The 15,536-nt window shown below is 42.0% G+C and carries 13 protein-coding genes; 7 read left to right on the plus strand and 6 right to left on the minus strand.

Annotated features, from left to right (window positions below; genetic code table 11):
• Positions 1-128 precede the first annotated feature (128 nt).
• Positions 129-929, minus strand: coding sequence for a histidine kinase (locus IQ246_RS01505; RefSeq protein ID WP_193999447.1), 801 nt, complete (start codon positions 927-929; stop codon positions 129-131).
• 312 nt (positions 930-1,241) lie between these two features.
• Here IQ246_RS01505 and IQ246_RS01510 point away from each other — a divergent pair, with 312 nt between their 5' ends.
• From IQ246_RS01510 to IQ246_RS01520, 3 genes are read left to right on the plus strand one after another with little or no spacing between them, the layout of a single operon-like run.
• Positions 1,242-1,466 (plus strand): hypothetical protein, encoded by a 225-nt coding sequence (locus tag IQ246_RS01510; protein WP_193999448.1) that lies wholly within the window; start codon positions 1,242-1,244, stop codon positions 1,464-1,466.
• 57 nt (positions 1,467-1,523) lie between these two features.
• Positions 1,524-1,859: a cytochrome c6 PetJ gene (gene petJ / locus IQ246_RS01515; RefSeq protein ID WP_193999450.1), complete on the plus strand. Its 336-nt coding sequence runs from the start codon at positions 1,524-1,526 to the stop codon at positions 1,857-1,859.
• 18 nt (positions 1,860-1,877) lie between these two features.
• Positions 1,878-2,897, plus strand: a complete 1,020-nt coding sequence (locus tag IQ246_RS01520; RefSeq protein WP_193999452.1) for an aldo/keto reductase — start codon at positions 1,878-1,880, stop codon at positions 2,895-2,897.
• Here the strand turns inward: IQ246_RS01520 and IQ246_RS01525 are convergent.
• From IQ246_RS01525 to ebsA, 3 genes are all read right to left on the minus strand, one after another.
• Positions 2,863-3,036: a hypothetical protein gene (locus IQ246_RS01525; protein ID WP_193999454.1), complete on the minus strand. Its 174-nt coding sequence runs from the start codon at positions 3,034-3,036 to the stop codon at positions 2,863-2,865. The genes IQ246_RS01520 and IQ246_RS01525 overlap by 35 nt on opposite strands.
• Positions 3,037-3,098: 62 nt before the next feature.
• Positions 3,099-4,193 carry a phosphotransacetylase family protein gene (locus IQ246_RS01530; RefSeq protein ID WP_193999456.1) on the minus strand — a complete coding sequence of 365 codons (1,095 nt, stop codon included), beginning with the start codon at positions 4,191-4,193 and terminating at the stop codon, positions 3,099-3,101.
• 302 nt (positions 4,194-4,495) lie between these two features.
• A complete protein-coding gene (ebsA, locus tag IQ246_RS01535) occupies positions 4,496-4,870 on the minus strand; it encodes a type IV pilus biogenesis protein EbsA (protein ID WP_193999458.1) in 375 nt (124 codons plus the stop codon).
• Positions 4,871-5,430: 560 nt separating this feature from the next.
• Here ebsA and IQ246_RS01540 point away from each other — a divergent pair.
• Positions 5,431-6,843: a glycosyltransferase family 2 protein gene (locus IQ246_RS01540; RefSeq protein WP_193999460.1), complete on the plus strand. Its 1,413-nt coding sequence runs from the start codon at positions 5,431-5,433 to the stop codon at positions 6,841-6,843.
• Between the two features lie 46 nt (positions 6,844-6,889).
• Here IQ246_RS01540 and IQ246_RS01545 read toward each other — a convergent pair whose 3' ends face one another.
• Positions 6,890-8,896: a DNA polymerase III subunit gamma/tau gene (locus IQ246_RS01545; protein WP_193999462.1), complete on the minus strand. Its 2,007-nt coding sequence runs from the start codon at positions 8,894-8,896 to the stop codon at positions 6,890-6,892.
• 242 nt (positions 8,897-9,138) lie between these two features.
• On the opposite strand from IQ246_RS01545, the gene IQ246_RS01550 reads away from it, so the two are divergent.
• From IQ246_RS01550 to IQ246_RS01560, 3 genes are all read left to right on the plus strand, one after another.
• Positions 9,139-9,834, plus strand: coding sequence for a hypothetical protein (locus IQ246_RS01550; RefSeq protein WP_244141900.1), 696 nt, complete (start codon positions 9,139-9,141; stop codon positions 9,832-9,834).
• 230 nt (positions 9,835-10,064) lie between these two features.
• The gene (locus IQ246_RS01555; RefSeq protein ID WP_193999464.1) at positions 10,065-13,733 is read left to right on the plus strand and encodes a CHAT domain-containing protein; all 3,669 of its coding nucleotides are present in this window, start codon (positions 10,065-10,067) and stop codon (positions 13,731-13,733) included.
• 128 nt (positions 13,734-13,861) lie between these two features.
• Positions 13,862-14,317 carry a CAAD domain-containing protein gene (locus IQ246_RS01560; RefSeq protein ID WP_193999466.1) on the plus strand — a complete coding sequence of 152 codons (456 nt, stop codon included), beginning with the start codon at positions 13,862-13,864 and terminating at the stop codon, positions 14,315-14,317.
• 378 nt (positions 14,318-14,695) lie between these two features.
• Here IQ246_RS01560 and IQ246_RS01565 read toward each other — a convergent pair whose 3' ends face one another.
• Positions 14,696-15,523, minus strand: a complete 828-nt coding sequence (locus tag IQ246_RS01565) for a FecR domain-containing protein (RefSeq protein ID WP_193999468.1) — start codon at positions 15,521-15,523, stop codon at positions 14,696-14,698.
• Positions 15,524-15,536 lie beyond the last annotated feature (13 nt).

Here is a 15,536-nt window from a genome sequence, read left to right on the forward strand (position 1 = left end):
ATTCTCAAATAAAATAGGGTGGGGATTACCCACCCTACTTTTTATGCTATGTGATAAGTTAGCTTTGTGAACCTTGTGTGCATTCGTCTTGACAAATACCATGTCGGGTTACTTCTTTTAGATGCAGTCTACTTACGAACAATATCATGCTCTTTAGCAGCAGGTTCTTTTTCTTTGAACAAGTCAGCTGCTATAAGCAGTAACTCTCTCAAAGTTTGTTTGATCTGGCGCTCTTTTTTCGCGATAGATGTACCAGCTTCACCAAGTTTATCTTCTACCTGCGATCGCTTTTGTTCTACTTGGGCAGCCATATTTTCTGCTTGTGGACGAGCTTGATCATACCAGTTTTTAGCCTCGTCTAGATAACCTTTTACTTCTGCGGAGCGTCCGCCATAACGTGCGGCTAAATTAGCTTGGACAATGGCTAGTTGCGCTTGCAGTTGAGCATAGCGTTTCTTTAACAATCCGACTTCTTCACTGTTTTTGATGGAATTGACAGCAGAGTCTATTGCAGTTTTTGTACCATCAGTTCTTTCTTTCCCTGTCTCCTCAATCTCTGCCAAAATTATATCAACCTCTTGCTGGAGTTGTTCTTCTTCACCATCTAACTGAGCTTGTAGCCTCTTGAGATCTGTTTGAGTCTTAACAATAGCTTCGTGTCTTTTAGTATTAACCCCTTCCAACGCACCTTCAATGGAAGCTGTCACTTCTTCTTTCAGTTCGGTACCTTTTTCTTGAAAATTTTCAATTACAACAGATACAGCATCTTTAACAAGTCCACGAAGTTCAGTTGAACCTTCTTTAAACTCAGAGGCTACCTGAGAAACTGCGGCTTTAACAATTTCTCGAATTCTCTCAGTTCTTAACTGTCCGGTTTCTTTGGCTTGTTGCAGATCTGCTTGAATTTGTTGTTTGATATTGTTAGCCATCTTCAACTCTTTGGATTTAACTAATTGGGATAAAATTTTCTAGACATGATGCTATATACATATTATGGCGTAGGCTCTTTTAACCAGGCACTTCCTTTAGATAGAAAATTTCTGCAATTTAGCTCAGTCTTATTTATGCTTGTCTGTTACAGCCAATATCCTACAGCAGTTTTTTAATCCATTGAATACAAGTCATTGTAGGGGCAACATATTATGTCCCTACACTTGTGAGCAATTTAATTTTTAAACACTACTGTATGTTGCCCCTTTGTGAGATGATTAATATTTACTACTATTAATTGAGAGTAAAATATGTGGCGAGTAAACATTACTTGTTCCGGCGATGCTTGGAAGCGTTATGCTATTGACTTTAAGACAACGGCAGATAAGTACCAAGGCGAATTGATTAGTTCCAAAAAAATGCCTGATGGTACGCGGATTATGGCATATAAAATTGAGGATGTTAGCGACGCGGAAGCTTTTCAGGAAGATTGTGTCAAATTTGATGGATTTACAACTGACTTTGAATCTTTGTAGTATTGGTTCTGAAACTTAATTTATGTAAACTGCTAATACAGAATTAGGATAAGCTAAGTGAAAAAATTACTCACATTGTTATTAGTCACATTTTTGTTATTGACAAGTACTTTTGTTTTGTCTGCTAGTGCAGCTAATACAGCTAACGGCACACAAATTTTCAGTGCTCATTGTGCTGGTTGTCATATTAATGGCGGTAACATTATCAGACGAGGTAAGAATCTCAAAAAACAAGCGCTTAAAAAATATGGTATGGATTCAATAGAGGCAGTTAAATCCATTGTAACTAATGGTAAAAATAATATGTCAGCCTATAAAGATCGTCTCTCTGAACAAGAAATTCAAGATGTTGCGGCTTACGTTCTCGAACAAGCTGAAAAAAACTGGCATTAAACAATTAATAATTAAAATATGAACTTACCAATAACCAGCCGTCTTCAATTTACACCCGATTTAAACGTTTGCCGGATTTTAAATGGAATGTGGCAAGTATCTGGTGGACACGGACGTATTGACCCAAAAGCCGCTATTCAAGCTATGTTTAAATATCTAGATGCAGGCTTTAGCACTTGGGATTTAGCAGACCATTACGGCCCCGCCGAAGACTTGATTGGTGAATTCCGTCGTCAACTAATTGCTACACGTGGAAAAGAGGTTTTATCTAACTTACAAGCCTTTACAAAATGGGTTCCTCGTCCTGGAAAAATGACGAAAAAATTGGTCGAGGAAAATATTAATATCTCCTTAAGAAGAATGGATGTAGAATCCTTGGACTTGATGCAATTCCACTGGTGGGAATATCAGGATAAAAATTATCTGGATGCGCTCAAGTATATGGTGGAACTTCAAACTGAGGGAAAAATTAAGCATTTAGCTTTGACTAACTTTGATACTGAACACCTAAAAATTATTACGGAAGCTGGTGTAAAAATTGTTTCTAACCAAGTGCAATTCTCTCTAGTGGATCGCCGTCCGGAAGTAAACATGACTCAATTTTGTCAACAGCAGGATATAAAACTTTTTACTTACGGCACAGTTTGCGGCGGCTTGTTATCAGAAAAGTATTTGGGAAAACCCGAACCGCGAGGTTCGGAATTGGCTACCGTTAGCTTGCGAAAATACAAGAATATGGTCGATGCTTGGGGCGGTTGGCAATTATTTCAAGAATTGCTTGCTATTCTCAAAGAAATTGCTGATAAGCATCAAGTTAGCATCTCTAATGTGGGAGTGCGTTACATCTTAGATCAGCCAAGTGTCGGAGGTGTGATAGTTGGTGCAAGACTCGGTGTATCTGAACATATCGAAGATAACGCCAAAGTATTTAGTTTTAGTCTAGATGATGACGATCGCGATCGCATCAATGCAGTATCTCGCCAATCACGCGATTTATATCAGATTATTGGCGATTGTGGCGACGAATATCGGCGATGACAATTAAGGTTTCTGAACTTGGGTGATAATACGGTGAAGGTTGTTGCAAACTACTGCTCCAACTCAGCACGTTCCAGCTATGGGGCGAAGGGAGACAGCACACCGTCGCCTGGGAGGTGACAGCGTGCCAACTTCTCACCACCAATAAAGCCTTTGAACTGATAACTGAGCATGGATGCTCTTAATTGTTTAGTTATCAGACTAAGGTAAGGCTGCTGCGGGAGTTAAGCCTAGTTTAGATAACAGGCGGTCAATGTCAAAATGCTCATTCATTAACTGGCGAATGCACTGAACTTTAATCGGCTCGTGGACACGCACTTGACCAAAAGTGCGGTCAACGATTTCTACAGTGGTTAGGGTATCGAGATCAACAGATAAAATAGGGATTTCTAGTTCTTCAGCGCGACTGACAATGAACGGGGGAGGTGGTAGTTGCCCGGTGAGAATCAGGCATTGGGTAGAAGTTTCCAAAGCAGCTTGCTGAATTTCCACGCGATCGCCTCCTGTCACCACTGCCATATTCCGGCGTTTGCGAAAATATTTGACAGCGGAGTTTACATTCATCGCTCCAATTGCCAGACTTTCCACCATCAAATCCAGGCGATCGTTACGACACAGAACATCGGCATTTAACTGCTTTACCAGTTCGCCAACACTGACACTACGGAGCAAATCGCTGTTCGGCAGCATTGCTAGCACAGGAATACCCCGCTGTTCCAAAAACGGTCGCAACAGAGTGTCAACAGTTTCCAGTTGTTTGGCAGGAATATCATTGATGACAACACCGAGCAAGCGATCGCCCACCCGCTGTTTAGCAGATAATAACGCCTCTACTGAAAGCAGCGATTTGTAACGGGCTACTAAGAGCACAGCAGCATCCAGTACTTCAGCCACTTGCAGTAAAGACAAATCAAACAAATTGCCTTCTGACAAATCACCAGGTCCCTCTAGCAAAACCAAATCTCCTCGACGCATTTGCAAATATTGCCGGATGAGGGACTGCTGATAATCGGTTTTGTCTTGGCCACGTAAGCGTTTTTGCACATTTGCTTCATCCAGAGCCAGCATTGTAGGTGCAATGCAGTTTTCCGGCAGATTCAGGCTAGAAGCAATGAACTGGACATCTTCCTCAATTACAGTTCCATTAGATGCATTCCAACAAGTACCTAGCGGTTTGCCGTAGGCAATGTCCAGTCCTTTTTGCTGTAGCTGATGAGACAAACCCAGAACAGTTGCAGATTTACCGCTGTAAGTCTCAGTTGATCCAATCAGCAAATATTTAGGGGATTTTGGCACACATGCACTCCTAATTTCAAAAGTCAGAAGAACCCAGTTCGGTGTTTACTAATTCTAGTTTGTTCTGGCGAAAGCCTTCCGCTCTCATGAGCTACTTTCAATAAAGGTAGGTAGGGAGTAGTTATGTCAAACTTTGCTGTAGGGTTGCTAACAATTTCAAATACAGGAGTTACTATCTAACTCGCAACAAATGCAACACCAAATAGTGCTTTTTCTGGCGGTGGAACTGCCATTCATTATAGGGCATTGGGGATTGTAAGGATTTCCCAGTACCCAGTACCTAATCCCAGCCTCTATTCCCCTTATTCTTCTATATGCAGTAACTTGCGGTAAAACCCTTGTGAAAAATCAGTCACGCGATGACGCTTATAGTTGTCCATAAGTTCAATTAAAAAATTAATAAACTCAAAACTAGCCATCATCAGTTCGTAATTCAGATCAGCGTTGCCATCAAACTGAACTCGGCAACGCGTTAAGTCTGACGGTAAAGTAGCAACATTCCAAGTAGCAACAAAGGGAATGTGCTCACTGGCTTCTATTTTCCGATGCCCTTCCAAGACACCTTTTTGATAAAGACTGATGGCATGGGGTAAGAAATTACGCCTAGTACCCTGAATGTAAGGTAAATAGACACTGGCTTGTTGTTGAGTGGCTGGCTGGATTTGCTCTATAGACATTGTTGAATATTCCTCAATTTATTTAACAACTTGGGTTAGTAACTCTCAATAGTGTTCCCAAAAAATGTGTCTTTATTTGCACATAGTAGGGGGAGTGGGGAAGCAGAGAGACAGGGGGGCAGAGGAAGGGGGAGCAGAGGATAAAGAATAGTTAATAACTCCTGTTTCCGCTCTCCCGTCTCCAATGACCAATGATTAATTACTGAAGTTACTACTAAGAAATATGAAAATGTCGGTTACAATTCGGTTACAATAAGGCTGCATTGACTTTTATCGAAGCTAGGGGCAATGACACTAAAAATCTTCGCTGAAAAGCGATAGGTATTGTTATTGCTATATATGCCAACGGCAAGCTGCTGCTACCTTGTCATAACTTTGCCCAAACTAGAGTTTCTATTCAGGGATAACTCTACGAGTTTTATCGTGATTTTAGGAGGTAAACAATTACCACCAATCCCACGGAAGGTTAAAAATGTGTGAAGGTTGCAACATCTAACGTTGTCCGATTTCCAGCTTCTTTATGGGTGTAGACAAATACTGGTTTTTGTATCAAGTAACCTATGCCAGCGAATTCCTGGCCCGAAAAAGATTCTTATACAGAGCTTGATCCGCTCAACTCCTTGTTGTCTGACATATCAGCAGACGAGGAGTCCATGTTAGAGACAGATACCGTGTCTTTAACATCCCGGTTTCAAGGTCGTAGACGTAAAGCCGCTCTAGTTTTGACCATCGTCTGGAGTGGCACGATCGCACTGCATTTAGCTTCTTGGGGTTCTATATTTATCCTAGGATTGACAACTATCCTAGGTCTTCATGCCTTAGTGGTGGTGTTTACTAAACCTTGCCACTATCCTAAAGAAATGCAAGGAGATTTGCCTTGTGTCTCTTTATTAGTGGCAGCAAAAAATGAAGAAGCGGTAATTGCTAAATTAGTCCAAAATCTTTGTAGTCTTGAATATCCAGATGGACAATACGAAGTATGGATAATTGACGATCACAGCACCGACAGCACGCCACAGTTATTAGCAGAACTGGAGCAGAAATACGACCAACTAAAGGTACTTAGGCGCTCAGCAGAAGCAAGTGGCGGCAAGTCGGGGGCGTTAAATCAGGTACTGCCCCAAACAAAGGGTGAAATTATAGCAGTATTTGATGCTGATGCCCAAGTGACACCAGACTTATTACTACAGGTAATACCTTTATTTCAAAGAGAAAAGGTAGGGGCGGTGCAAGTGCGAAAAGCAATCGCCAACGCCAAAGAAAATTTGTGGACTAAGGGTCAAATGGCAGAAATGGCACTTGATACCTGGTTTCAACAACAGCGGACTGCCCTTGGTGGAATCGGCGAACTACGGGGTAACGGTCAATTTGTCAGACGTTCAGCCTTAGATAGCTGTGGTGGATGGAATGAGGAAACCATCACCGATGATTTGGATTTGACAATCCGCTTACATTTAGAGAAATGGGATATTGAGTGTGTGTTCTACCCAGCGGTGCAAGAAGAAGGAGTGACCAATGCGATCGCACTCTGGCATCAGCGTAACCGTTGGGCAGAAGGCGGATATCAGCGCTATTTGGATTACTGGGCTTTGATTCTCAAAAACCGCATGGGAGGGCGTAAAACCTGGGATTTGCTGATGTTTATGCTGATTATGTATATCTTGCCTACAGCAACAGTACCAGATTTACTAATGGCGATCGCTCGGCATCGTCCCCCAATGCTCAGTCCAGTGACTGGCTTGTCAGTCACTATGTCAATGGTCGGTATGTATACAGGTCTGAAGCGGATACGTCAAGATCAAAAATTCCAGGTTTATACATATTTTTTGTTACTGTTTCAGACGCTGCGTGGCAATTTATATATGTTGCACTGGTTAGTGGTTATGAGCAGTACCACAGCCCGGATGTCGGTAAGACCAAAGCGGTTGAAATGGGTGAAGACTGTGCATACGGGTATAGGGCATGGGGTATAGGGCATGGGGCATGGGGCATGGGGCATGGGGCATGCCCAATGCCCTTTTACTCATCATCTTCTGATTCCTCTACCCACTCAGGTGTAGTCATGGAGTCAGAAAACTCTGTGGCGTCATCTGTGAAGCGGATAACTTGTCCATTAAAAAATTCAGCTAACCGCTGAGCTGCGATCGCTACTTCATCAGGTTCCCAATTAGCTACGGATGTTTGGGGTTGCGCTTGCGGCAAAGTTTGCACACCATTTCCATTACTTGCTACTGACTCGGTTTTTGGTGGTGGAGTTGCTGGGTGTGGTACTGACGCTGGAGGCGGTATTTGGCCGTTGTAACTGGGAGTAGGTGGCTGCTGAATGCGAGTAGAGTCTTTTGGTGGAGGAGCTTTTCTAGCTGAGGTAGGAGTTACAGAGCTTACTTGTTCGAGATTCACCTGAACTTCACGCCCAAAAGTCTGCTGGAAAGCTGTCTTCATCATCGGGAGATCAGATTTAAGTGTTTCATACCATTTAGGCCCTTTGACAGCAATACGCGCTACAGTACCGTTAAACTCTATTAGTTGGCACATTTGCCCTAGTAAAGCTTTCCTGGAAGGCATGGGAAAATTAGCACGCACCTGTTGCCAAATCTGAGTTAAGTCATACTCTGCTGCTCCAACAACTTCTGAGGTTACTGGTTCAATTCTTGCAGATGGCAAAGTAACAGATACAGTTTCTGGGCTAGATACTATAACTGAGTTGGTATCAGAAGTATGATTTATTTGCGGTTCATCTGACGCAGATGAAGGGATGGGATGATTTTGGACGACTGCTAAGTGATGGTTTGGGGACAAAGAATTTTGATTTCTTTGCGGTTCAGCTAAAGACGCAGAAAAGACTGCGTGATTTTTCGGAACTGCTGGAGGATAGGAAGATACAGCAGGTGTGTTGACTCGCTGTGAGATAGTTGAGGCTTGTGGCTGAATATTCGTCGCACTGGGTAACAATCCTAGTAATGTTACCTCCAACCACAAACGTGGCTGAGTCGTATTTTTAATTTGCACTTCAGATGTTCGCAGGTGTTGCTGTCCTGCCAAAATAGTACTCATGTCCAACTTTTGGGAAAACTCAACCAGTGCTATCCAGGTTTGGCGAGTGCAAGGAACTAAATCGTGGCGGTTAGGTGCAGTTTTAGCAATAAGTAAATCACGGTAGAAAGCGGCGAGGTTTTGGAGAATAGTTAACGGTTCTCGACCAAGATCTAGGATTTTACGAGTGCAATCCAGAACGGCTTCTGGGTTATCTTGAGCGATCGCCTCTAACAGTGCTAATAAGTCCCGTTCACTCACCGTACCGACTAAATCCCAAACTCTGTCTGGTGTCACCTCACCCGATAATAAAGCTAATTGGTCGAGCAGACTTTCGGCATCTCGCAATCCTCCCTGAGCAATTTGGCCTACTAAAGTAACAGCATCAGGAGAAATAGTAATATTTTCTTTAAGAGCGATCGCGCTTAAATGCCTGACCATCGCCTCTAACTGAATGCGTCTAAAATCAAACCGCTGACAGCGCGAAATAATAGTCGGCAATACTCGCTGTGCATCGGTTGTAGCCAAGACAAAAACTACGTGCTTCGGTGGTTCTTCTAGTGTTTTTAATAGCGCATTGAAGGCTTGGGTACTGAGCATGTGGCATTCATCCACCACATAAACCTTGTAGCGACATTGCACAGGAGCAAACTGCGCCTTTTCAATAAGTTCGCGGATATTATCGACACCAGTATTGCTGGCAGCGTCGATTTCAATTACATCTAGGGAGTAACCTTTAGTGATTCCCTGACAAACATCGCACACGCCGCAGGGTTCCGCAGTGGGTTTGTCACTTTTGAGACAATTAAGAGATTTTGCCAAAATGCGGGCGCTAGAAGTTTTCCCTGTACCTCTTGGGCCAGTGAACAAATAGGCGGGGGCGATTTTGGCTGTACGAATCGCGTTTGTGAGGGTGGTAGCGATCGCCTCTTGACCAACCAGTTCAGCAAAACTTTTTGGGCGATACTTGTGGTGCAGGGGTTCGTAAGACATGGAAAAATAGACTTCAATGCCTTGTAACGTTGATTAGTAGCACCGAGTCGAGTTGTAGGATTTAACTATTTTAACTAATTCCACCAGAAGTCTGCCGCTATAAATATACTCACTTGGCGCTGCTTTGTAGATATTGTCATACCCTAGAAGAAATCAGGATAATTCCCGCCTACAGATTTTATTGATGGGAGCAAGGTTATGATACAGTGCGATCGCTACAATCTTAGGGTAAGCAATACTCAATGGTGCAGCAAATGCTCAGGCGGCTAGTTCAGTGGCTCAAAAGGCTTTTTCAACGCTTGTTTGGTGGAAAACAGACTGCCTCAAAAGCTAGGAGGGATGTGCAAAAAGAACCAGCACCACCCCTAACTGATACGGATTTGGAGTTTCTATTCAATGAACTTTTACAAGGAGTACATCAGGCAAGAGGGCAAGCGTGGGCACTGAAGTGGCTGCATAATATTGAACATCGCATTCCAACTGAACGCTGGATTGAATGGTTACGGCGCTTTGGCGAAAGATTGCTAGCATCACCTACACCTAATAATGAAATAGCTGCGCGGTTGGTACAACTAGGTGAGTTGGGCGTCGGAGAAATCGGAGACGTTGCCTATGATATTGGTATGCAAATGCTGACACGTAATCAAGGCGAACCAATTTGGGAATATGAAGAGCCAGATACTCTTAGCATGATGCCATCTGAAGAAACCTCACCAACCCTAATAGAACTAGATGCCACAGAAAACCTTTCAGAGGAAGAATACCAAAGCGTCACCATAGAAGAGTTGTTTGTGATGTTGCAGCAGGATAAGAACCTATGCCAGCAAATGGCCCAACAACTCGCAATTGAAACAGATGATCCACAAATTATTGTCGATGCATTGTTAAATCAGTTTTATGCTGCTAGTCAATCAACTACAGAGCAAACAGAAACTTGACTAATTCAGTAAATACTCAGGAATGTTGAGTGCTGAGTATTTATTCTCCCCCTGCTCTGTTGATTCCCTGTGACAACTGTCTCAGGGCAACTACTAATTAAGTTTTATGTATTTTTTGCCAGTTATGACGACAGTGTTATCCATATATAGTGGGTTTTTACGTAATTCATGAGTTTTTTAACACAACGATGGCTACAATCTAGGAGAAACAAAATCCAAGAGTGCGGCAGATGCTCAGGCGGCTATTGCATTGGCTAAATAGATATTGGAGGCGCCCCTTTGGCAGTAAGCAAACTCGTTCTCTAAAGGGTGCAAGGCGACACAAGGTCGTAAGACCGCTACCAGAACTAACCAATGCGGATCTGGAACAATTATTTGCCCAGTTGTTGGAAGGTGTGCATCAAGAACGAGGACAGCAATGGGTATTAAGTTATCTGCGGCAAGTAGAAAATCGCGTTCCGGCTGAGCGCTGGATAAATTGGTTGCAGATGTTTGGCGAAACATTGGTAAATTCACGCACACCGAATCATCAGTTAGCAACGCGGATGGTGCAACTAGGTGAATTAGATGTTGGTAAAATAGGGGATTTAGCCTATGACATTGGTACACGGTTATTGATGCAGAATTTACCCACAGAAAACTTACTACCCATAGACTATGAGGACAACAAGGTACAAACCGATGAAGAAACTTTATCAACATCTCCTGGGCAAGAACTGATCCGCAGCTTAGGCGAACAGTTATGGGAATATGATGATGAAATTGCCGAAACAGTAGCACCAGCACTCGAAAATGCAGATGTAGAGGAAAGATTGACGGATAACTTAGAGGAAATAAGAGGGGAGTCTGAAGAGGTAGATACTCAAATTGCAGAACCAGCAGGTTTCCTCCTTCCCACACAAGAAGATTCAATCACCAACTTAGGTGAACTAAGATGGGGGTATGAAGAGGAGGTTGCTCCAACTCCAAAATCATCAGCAAGATCAGCAAATATTATCACTCCAACTGAAGCAACCTCAGATAACTCATTGGTAAATTTAGAACTAGATGTGGCGTATGCTTTAGATGAGTTGTGGGTAAGGTTAGATGAGAGTACTAATTTAGTCCAAAAGCTGGCTTCTAATCTGGCAATTCAAACGGGCAATACCCCAAGTATAATTGAGCAGCAGACCTATCAATCAAATGCTGTTACTTCAGATCAATCATGGTTTTACCAAGGTCTTCAGCAAGCTAAAACTGGTGATTTGTTAGGAGCGATCGCCTCTTACGACAAAGCCATAGAACTTCAACCAAATAATCACGAATATTGGTTTAACCGAGCCTTAACGCTGTTTCATTTAGAACGTTTTACCGAAGCACTCGCAGCTTATGAAAGAGCAATAGAACTGAAACCCAACTTTTACAAAGCTTGGCATAAACATGGTGGAACTCTGGGAGAATTAGGAAACTTTGAACAAGCGATCGCTTCTTTCGATCAAGCCATACAAATCAAGCCGGACTACCCAGAAGCTTGGTCTAGCAGGGGTTTAGCACTACTAAAATTAGGATGGCTGAAGGAGGCAATTGCTAGTTACGACCAAGCGCTAAATCTGCAACCAGAAGACCAAGAAAACTGGTATTACCGAGGTATCGCCCTGGCTGTAGGCGAACAATATGAACAAGCGATCGCATCTTACGACAAAGCACTAGAAATTCAACCAGAATTCCACGAAGTCTGGATCGACCGGGGTGTAGTCCTGTTTAATTTAGGAAAGTGGTCAGAAGCGATCGCCTCTTGGGACAGAGCACTCTCAGACCAACCCGATTTTTACTTAGCCTGGTATAACAGAGGTATAGCTTTAGACAATTTAGGACACCGCGAAGAAGCGATCGCCTCCTATGGCCAAGCCATACACATTAAACCCGACTTTCACTTGGCTTGGTACAACCAGGCGATCGCACTGTTTCATTTAGAACAATTTACCGAAGCGATCGCCTGCTATGACAAAGCTTTGCAAATCAAACAAGACTATTGGGAAGCTTGGATAGGTCGGGGGACTGCTGCGGGATATTTAGTTAACACTGACGCATTGGTGAGCGAGAGTACCGCCCTGCAACAAGGAGGCTATGAGGGAAAATTAGCAAGTTATGAGGAAGGATTAAAACATCTGCGCCCAGATACCCACCCAGAAGGTTGGGGTAGATTACATCTGGCGATCGGCAATACTTATTACGATCAAGGAAAGAAAAATCCTAAACCCCGCAACGATTGGCGCAAAGCTGTAGCTGAATATCATCAGGCGTTGCTAACCCTCACATCAGAAGATTTTGCTTTGTTGCATCTGGAGGTTTTGCAATCTCTGAGCAAAGTGCTTGTGGGTTTGGGACAAACAACACAAGTACCAGAATTACAACAACGCGGTAAAGATTTATTGCAACAATTGCTGAGTGAAGCAACTCGCTCTGATGAAACTAAAAAACAGCTCGCTTTGAAATTTTCCGGCTTTAGTCAATTAGCAGTTGATTTAGCTGTGGAGTCTGGTGATTTGGTGGAAGCCTGGGAAATGGCAGAACAAGGCAAAAATGCTTGTTTAAATTGGCTACTTTTTGGTTGGAGTGACGAGATTTCCTCACTCCATTATGGCGCAGTTCAACAACTGCTTAATCCCACAACAGCGATTGTTTATTGGCATATCAGCCCAGCCGCCTTACACACCTTCATTCTTAAAGACGGAGCGCCATCACCGATTTTGCTCTTTACACCCATACAAGATGTAGGAACAATATCTTCAGGTGAAGCTACTGTACGTCTAAATGAATTACCACTACCCGAAGCAGTAAGACGCTTAGTTGAATTTGAAGATTGGCTGGAAGATTGGCATCAACAATATCAAGAATATAGTACCGCTGAAGACAAAGAAAGTAAAGGTAAACATTCCTGGCGAGTGGAGATGGAACAAAGACTATTGCATCTGAAAAAAATCTTAAATATTTCCACAATTGTACAGGAGCTTGAAGGCATCACCCAACTGATTTTAATTCTGCATCGAGACTTACACAGATTACCTATTCATGCACTTTTCAATCTTTCTTTTCTATCCCAAGAAGAGTTACCTAATGTAGAGTCAAATTTCACAATTACTTATTTGCCTAGCGCCAAAGTAGGTTTGTCAATAGAAACCAGAGACATTATACCTTGGAATCATCAGTTATTACTTAGTGTTGAATATCCCAATAGTGCAGGTTATCCACCACTGAAATTTGCCAAACTTGAATCTGAAATTGTGAGCCAGATGTTCAATAATCCCCAGCGGCTTCAGGAAAAACAAGCCACGAAAAGTTTTGTGGAAAATGCTTTATTGAATGATTACAACATATTTCATTTTACTGGTCATGTAACTAATAATTTTAGTGAGCCTAAAAAATCACAATTGGCATTAGCAGATGAAGACAAACTGACCTTAGAAGAAATCCGCCAAAAAAATCTAGCAAGTTTTAACCTTGTTACCCTATCTGCTTGTGAAAATGTAAGTACTACTAGCCATAATATCAGCACTGAATATGTGAGTTTAGTCAGTAGTTTCATGAGTGGCGGAGTTCCTCATATACTTAGTACTCTTTGGACTATAGAATCATCTGCAAGCGCCTTAGTGATCATAGAGTTTTACCGAAGATTACAGCCCAAAAAATCGGCAGTTACTGCTTTAGATGAAGCAACAATATGGCTAAAAGAACTAACTGCTGGAGAACTGACAAAATGGTATGAAGATTTATTGGATAATCTGCAAGTAGAGGAATTAAGAATTAAAGCTTACTTAGCAACCCAATTATATAGAAGTAGTAAAATGGTATCAGATAAAAAGCTTTATAATCATCCTTACTATTGGGCAGCATTTACAATTACTGGTAAGCCAAATTAAGTTGAAAATTTTCTCCTCTAACCTTTGAGAGAGATGAAAATTATTCCAAGAGGCTGATGAAAATTAGAGTAAAAAATGCAGTAATAGTATTATTACATTTGTTAAGAAATAGTTTTCTCTATAGACCTATGGAAAGCCAAGTACAACAACAAGAATATGTTGATGCTACCTCACCAAAGAGTGTGACAACAATTCAAGGCTCAGAACTAGGAAATTTGTCAACCATACCAATTGCTCAAAAATCTAATAACCAAGTATCTGAAATTGGGAGAAGAATTTCTAACTTTTTGGAACGTCTGCCGGAATACGTAATCAGATTTGTCAATGAATATAAGCTACCAGTTATTAGCTTCGCCTTGCTTGTGGTGGGGGTTACTAGTCTCAGAATACTACTGGCAATAGTAGACGCAATAAATGATATTCCGCTAGTTTCTCCAATCTTTGAATTGATTGGAATTGGTTATGTAACTTGGTCTGTTTATCGCTATTTCTTCAAAGCTTCCACTCGCCAAGAATTAGCCGCAGAAATGCGCTCCATTAAAGAGCAAATTGTGGGCGAAAATGTTTCAGAACCAACGAGCTAACCGCAGCATGGAAATAAAGCAAAAAGCTTGTGCTTTTTTTGCGATTTTCTTCTATACAAAATTGGTGCGGAATGTGAGTTAAAAGAGCAGTTAATAAAGCATGTCTACCTTAGAGACTTGGCAAATTATCTAAGTAGTCATGCTTTTGCACTATTGTTTTAATTAAGTGGATTATTAATTGTAAGTGCCATATCTGCGTTCATCTGCTTAGCTTATAAGTAGCGTTTTGCTCACTAGCAATTTGCTGAATTAGGGTTTTGGTGTTTCATTTGGCGAGATAGAAAAAAAGAGATTTTACGAGTAACCTTGAAAGGGCTAGTCCTAACTTCAATTCAGCAATGCCCTTATTTTAACCGTAAATTCCCAACTCCTCAAAGTTTAAGGAACTACCAGTTGATATAGTTGTTTTGTCCCTAACGGTGTTAACACTGTAGCTTCTACTTTGCGGTTAGAAGGTAAAGGAACAGTAATATCAAATCTGCCATTTAAATTAACATTTTGAGGCTGTTGATTAATTAACAGTAAATTTACCGGATCAACAGTACCAACAATCTGAACTCGTCTACCTCTAGCTAAAAGTTGACTAACATTTAAACGAGTATCTTCTCGTAAAGGAATTGCTGGTGAGGGTGGTTGTCCAGGGATAGTCAGATTTTGAAATCCAGCTTTTACCAGCACTGTTTGTCCTTGAGCAGAGGTAGCTACTACTCCTTTTTTAGTTCCAACACCCATTTTCCCGTCATTTTGAACGCTCACGCCAAACTCAGTCCCTCGGACTCCAGCAATGCCAGCTGGGGTTTTAATTTCTACACGAGAGGCATCATGAGTTAGGGGACGAATTTGTAGGTTTACTTGGCCAGATAGGACTTGTAATTCTGTAATGCGTTGGCCTTTGTTGCCTGTTTCCAGCTTTTTTACGGTTACAGTTGTGTTTTCAGTAACTTTAACTAAACCAGTAGCTGTATCAATTCCCAGCACTACACTAGAACCTTGTTTAGTGGTGATGGTATCACCAACTGATTTTAATCGCATTCCATTGTGGACTGGTTGAGATGTTTGTCCACGGGAATAAATAACTTGTCCGATGGGGCGGCGTACTTCTAGCCAGTGATCACTCTTTACCCTCAGTCGATCAGCTGCTAAAGCATGATAAGCAATCACTAACCCAACCATAACCACCATCAAACCTACCCACCAAGCTTTCATAAAACTTTCTACT

The organism is aff. Roholtiella sp. LEGE 12411 (genome assembly GCF_015206995.1).
Taxonomy (GTDB): Bacteria; Cyanobacteriota; Cyanobacteriia; order Cyanobacteriales; family Nostocaceae; genus Komarekiella.

What these genes read in the sequence shown, in the direction of transcription:
- IQ246_RS01505 (WP_193999447.1), bottom strand. Translation starts at nt 929, where the DNA reads ATGGCTAACAATATCAAACAACAAATTCAAGCAGATCTGCAACAAGCC.
- IQ246_RS01510 (WP_193999448.1), top strand. Translation starts at nt 1,242, where the DNA reads ATGTGGCGAGTAAACATTACTTGTTCCGGCGATGCTTGGAAGCGTTAT.
- IQ246_RS01520 (WP_193999452.1), top strand. Translation starts at nt 1,878, where the DNA reads ATGAACTTACCAATAACCAGCCGTCTTCAATTTACACCCGATTTAAAC.
- ebsA (WP_193999458.1), bottom strand. Translation starts at nt 4,870, where the DNA reads ATGTCTATAGAGCAAATCCAGCCAGCCACTCAACAACAAGCCAGTGTC.
- IQ246_RS01540 (WP_193999460.1), top strand. Translation starts at nt 5,431, where the DNA reads ATGCCAGCGAATTCCTGGCCCGAAAAAGATTCTTATACAGAGCTTGAT.
- IQ246_RS01545 (WP_193999462.1), bottom strand. Translation starts at nt 8,896, where the DNA reads ATGTCTTACGAACCCCTGCACCACAAGTATCGCCCAAAAAGTTTTGCT.
- IQ246_RS01550 (WP_244141900.1), top strand. Translation starts at nt 9,139, where the DNA reads ATGGTGCAGCAAATGCTCAGGCGGCTAGTTCAGTGGCTCAAAAGGCTT.
- IQ246_RS01555 (WP_193999464.1), top strand. Translation starts at nt 10,065, where the DNA reads ATGCTCAGGCGGCTATTGCATTGGCTAAATAGATATTGGAGGCGCCCC.
- IQ246_RS01560 (WP_193999466.1), top strand. Translation starts at nt 13,862, where the DNA reads ATGGAAAGCCAAGTACAACAACAAGAATATGTTGATGCTACCTCACCA.
- IQ246_RS01565 (WP_193999468.1), bottom strand. Translation starts at nt 15,523, where the DNA reads ATGAAAGCTTGGTGGGTAGGTTTGATGGTGGTTATGGTTGGGTTAGTG.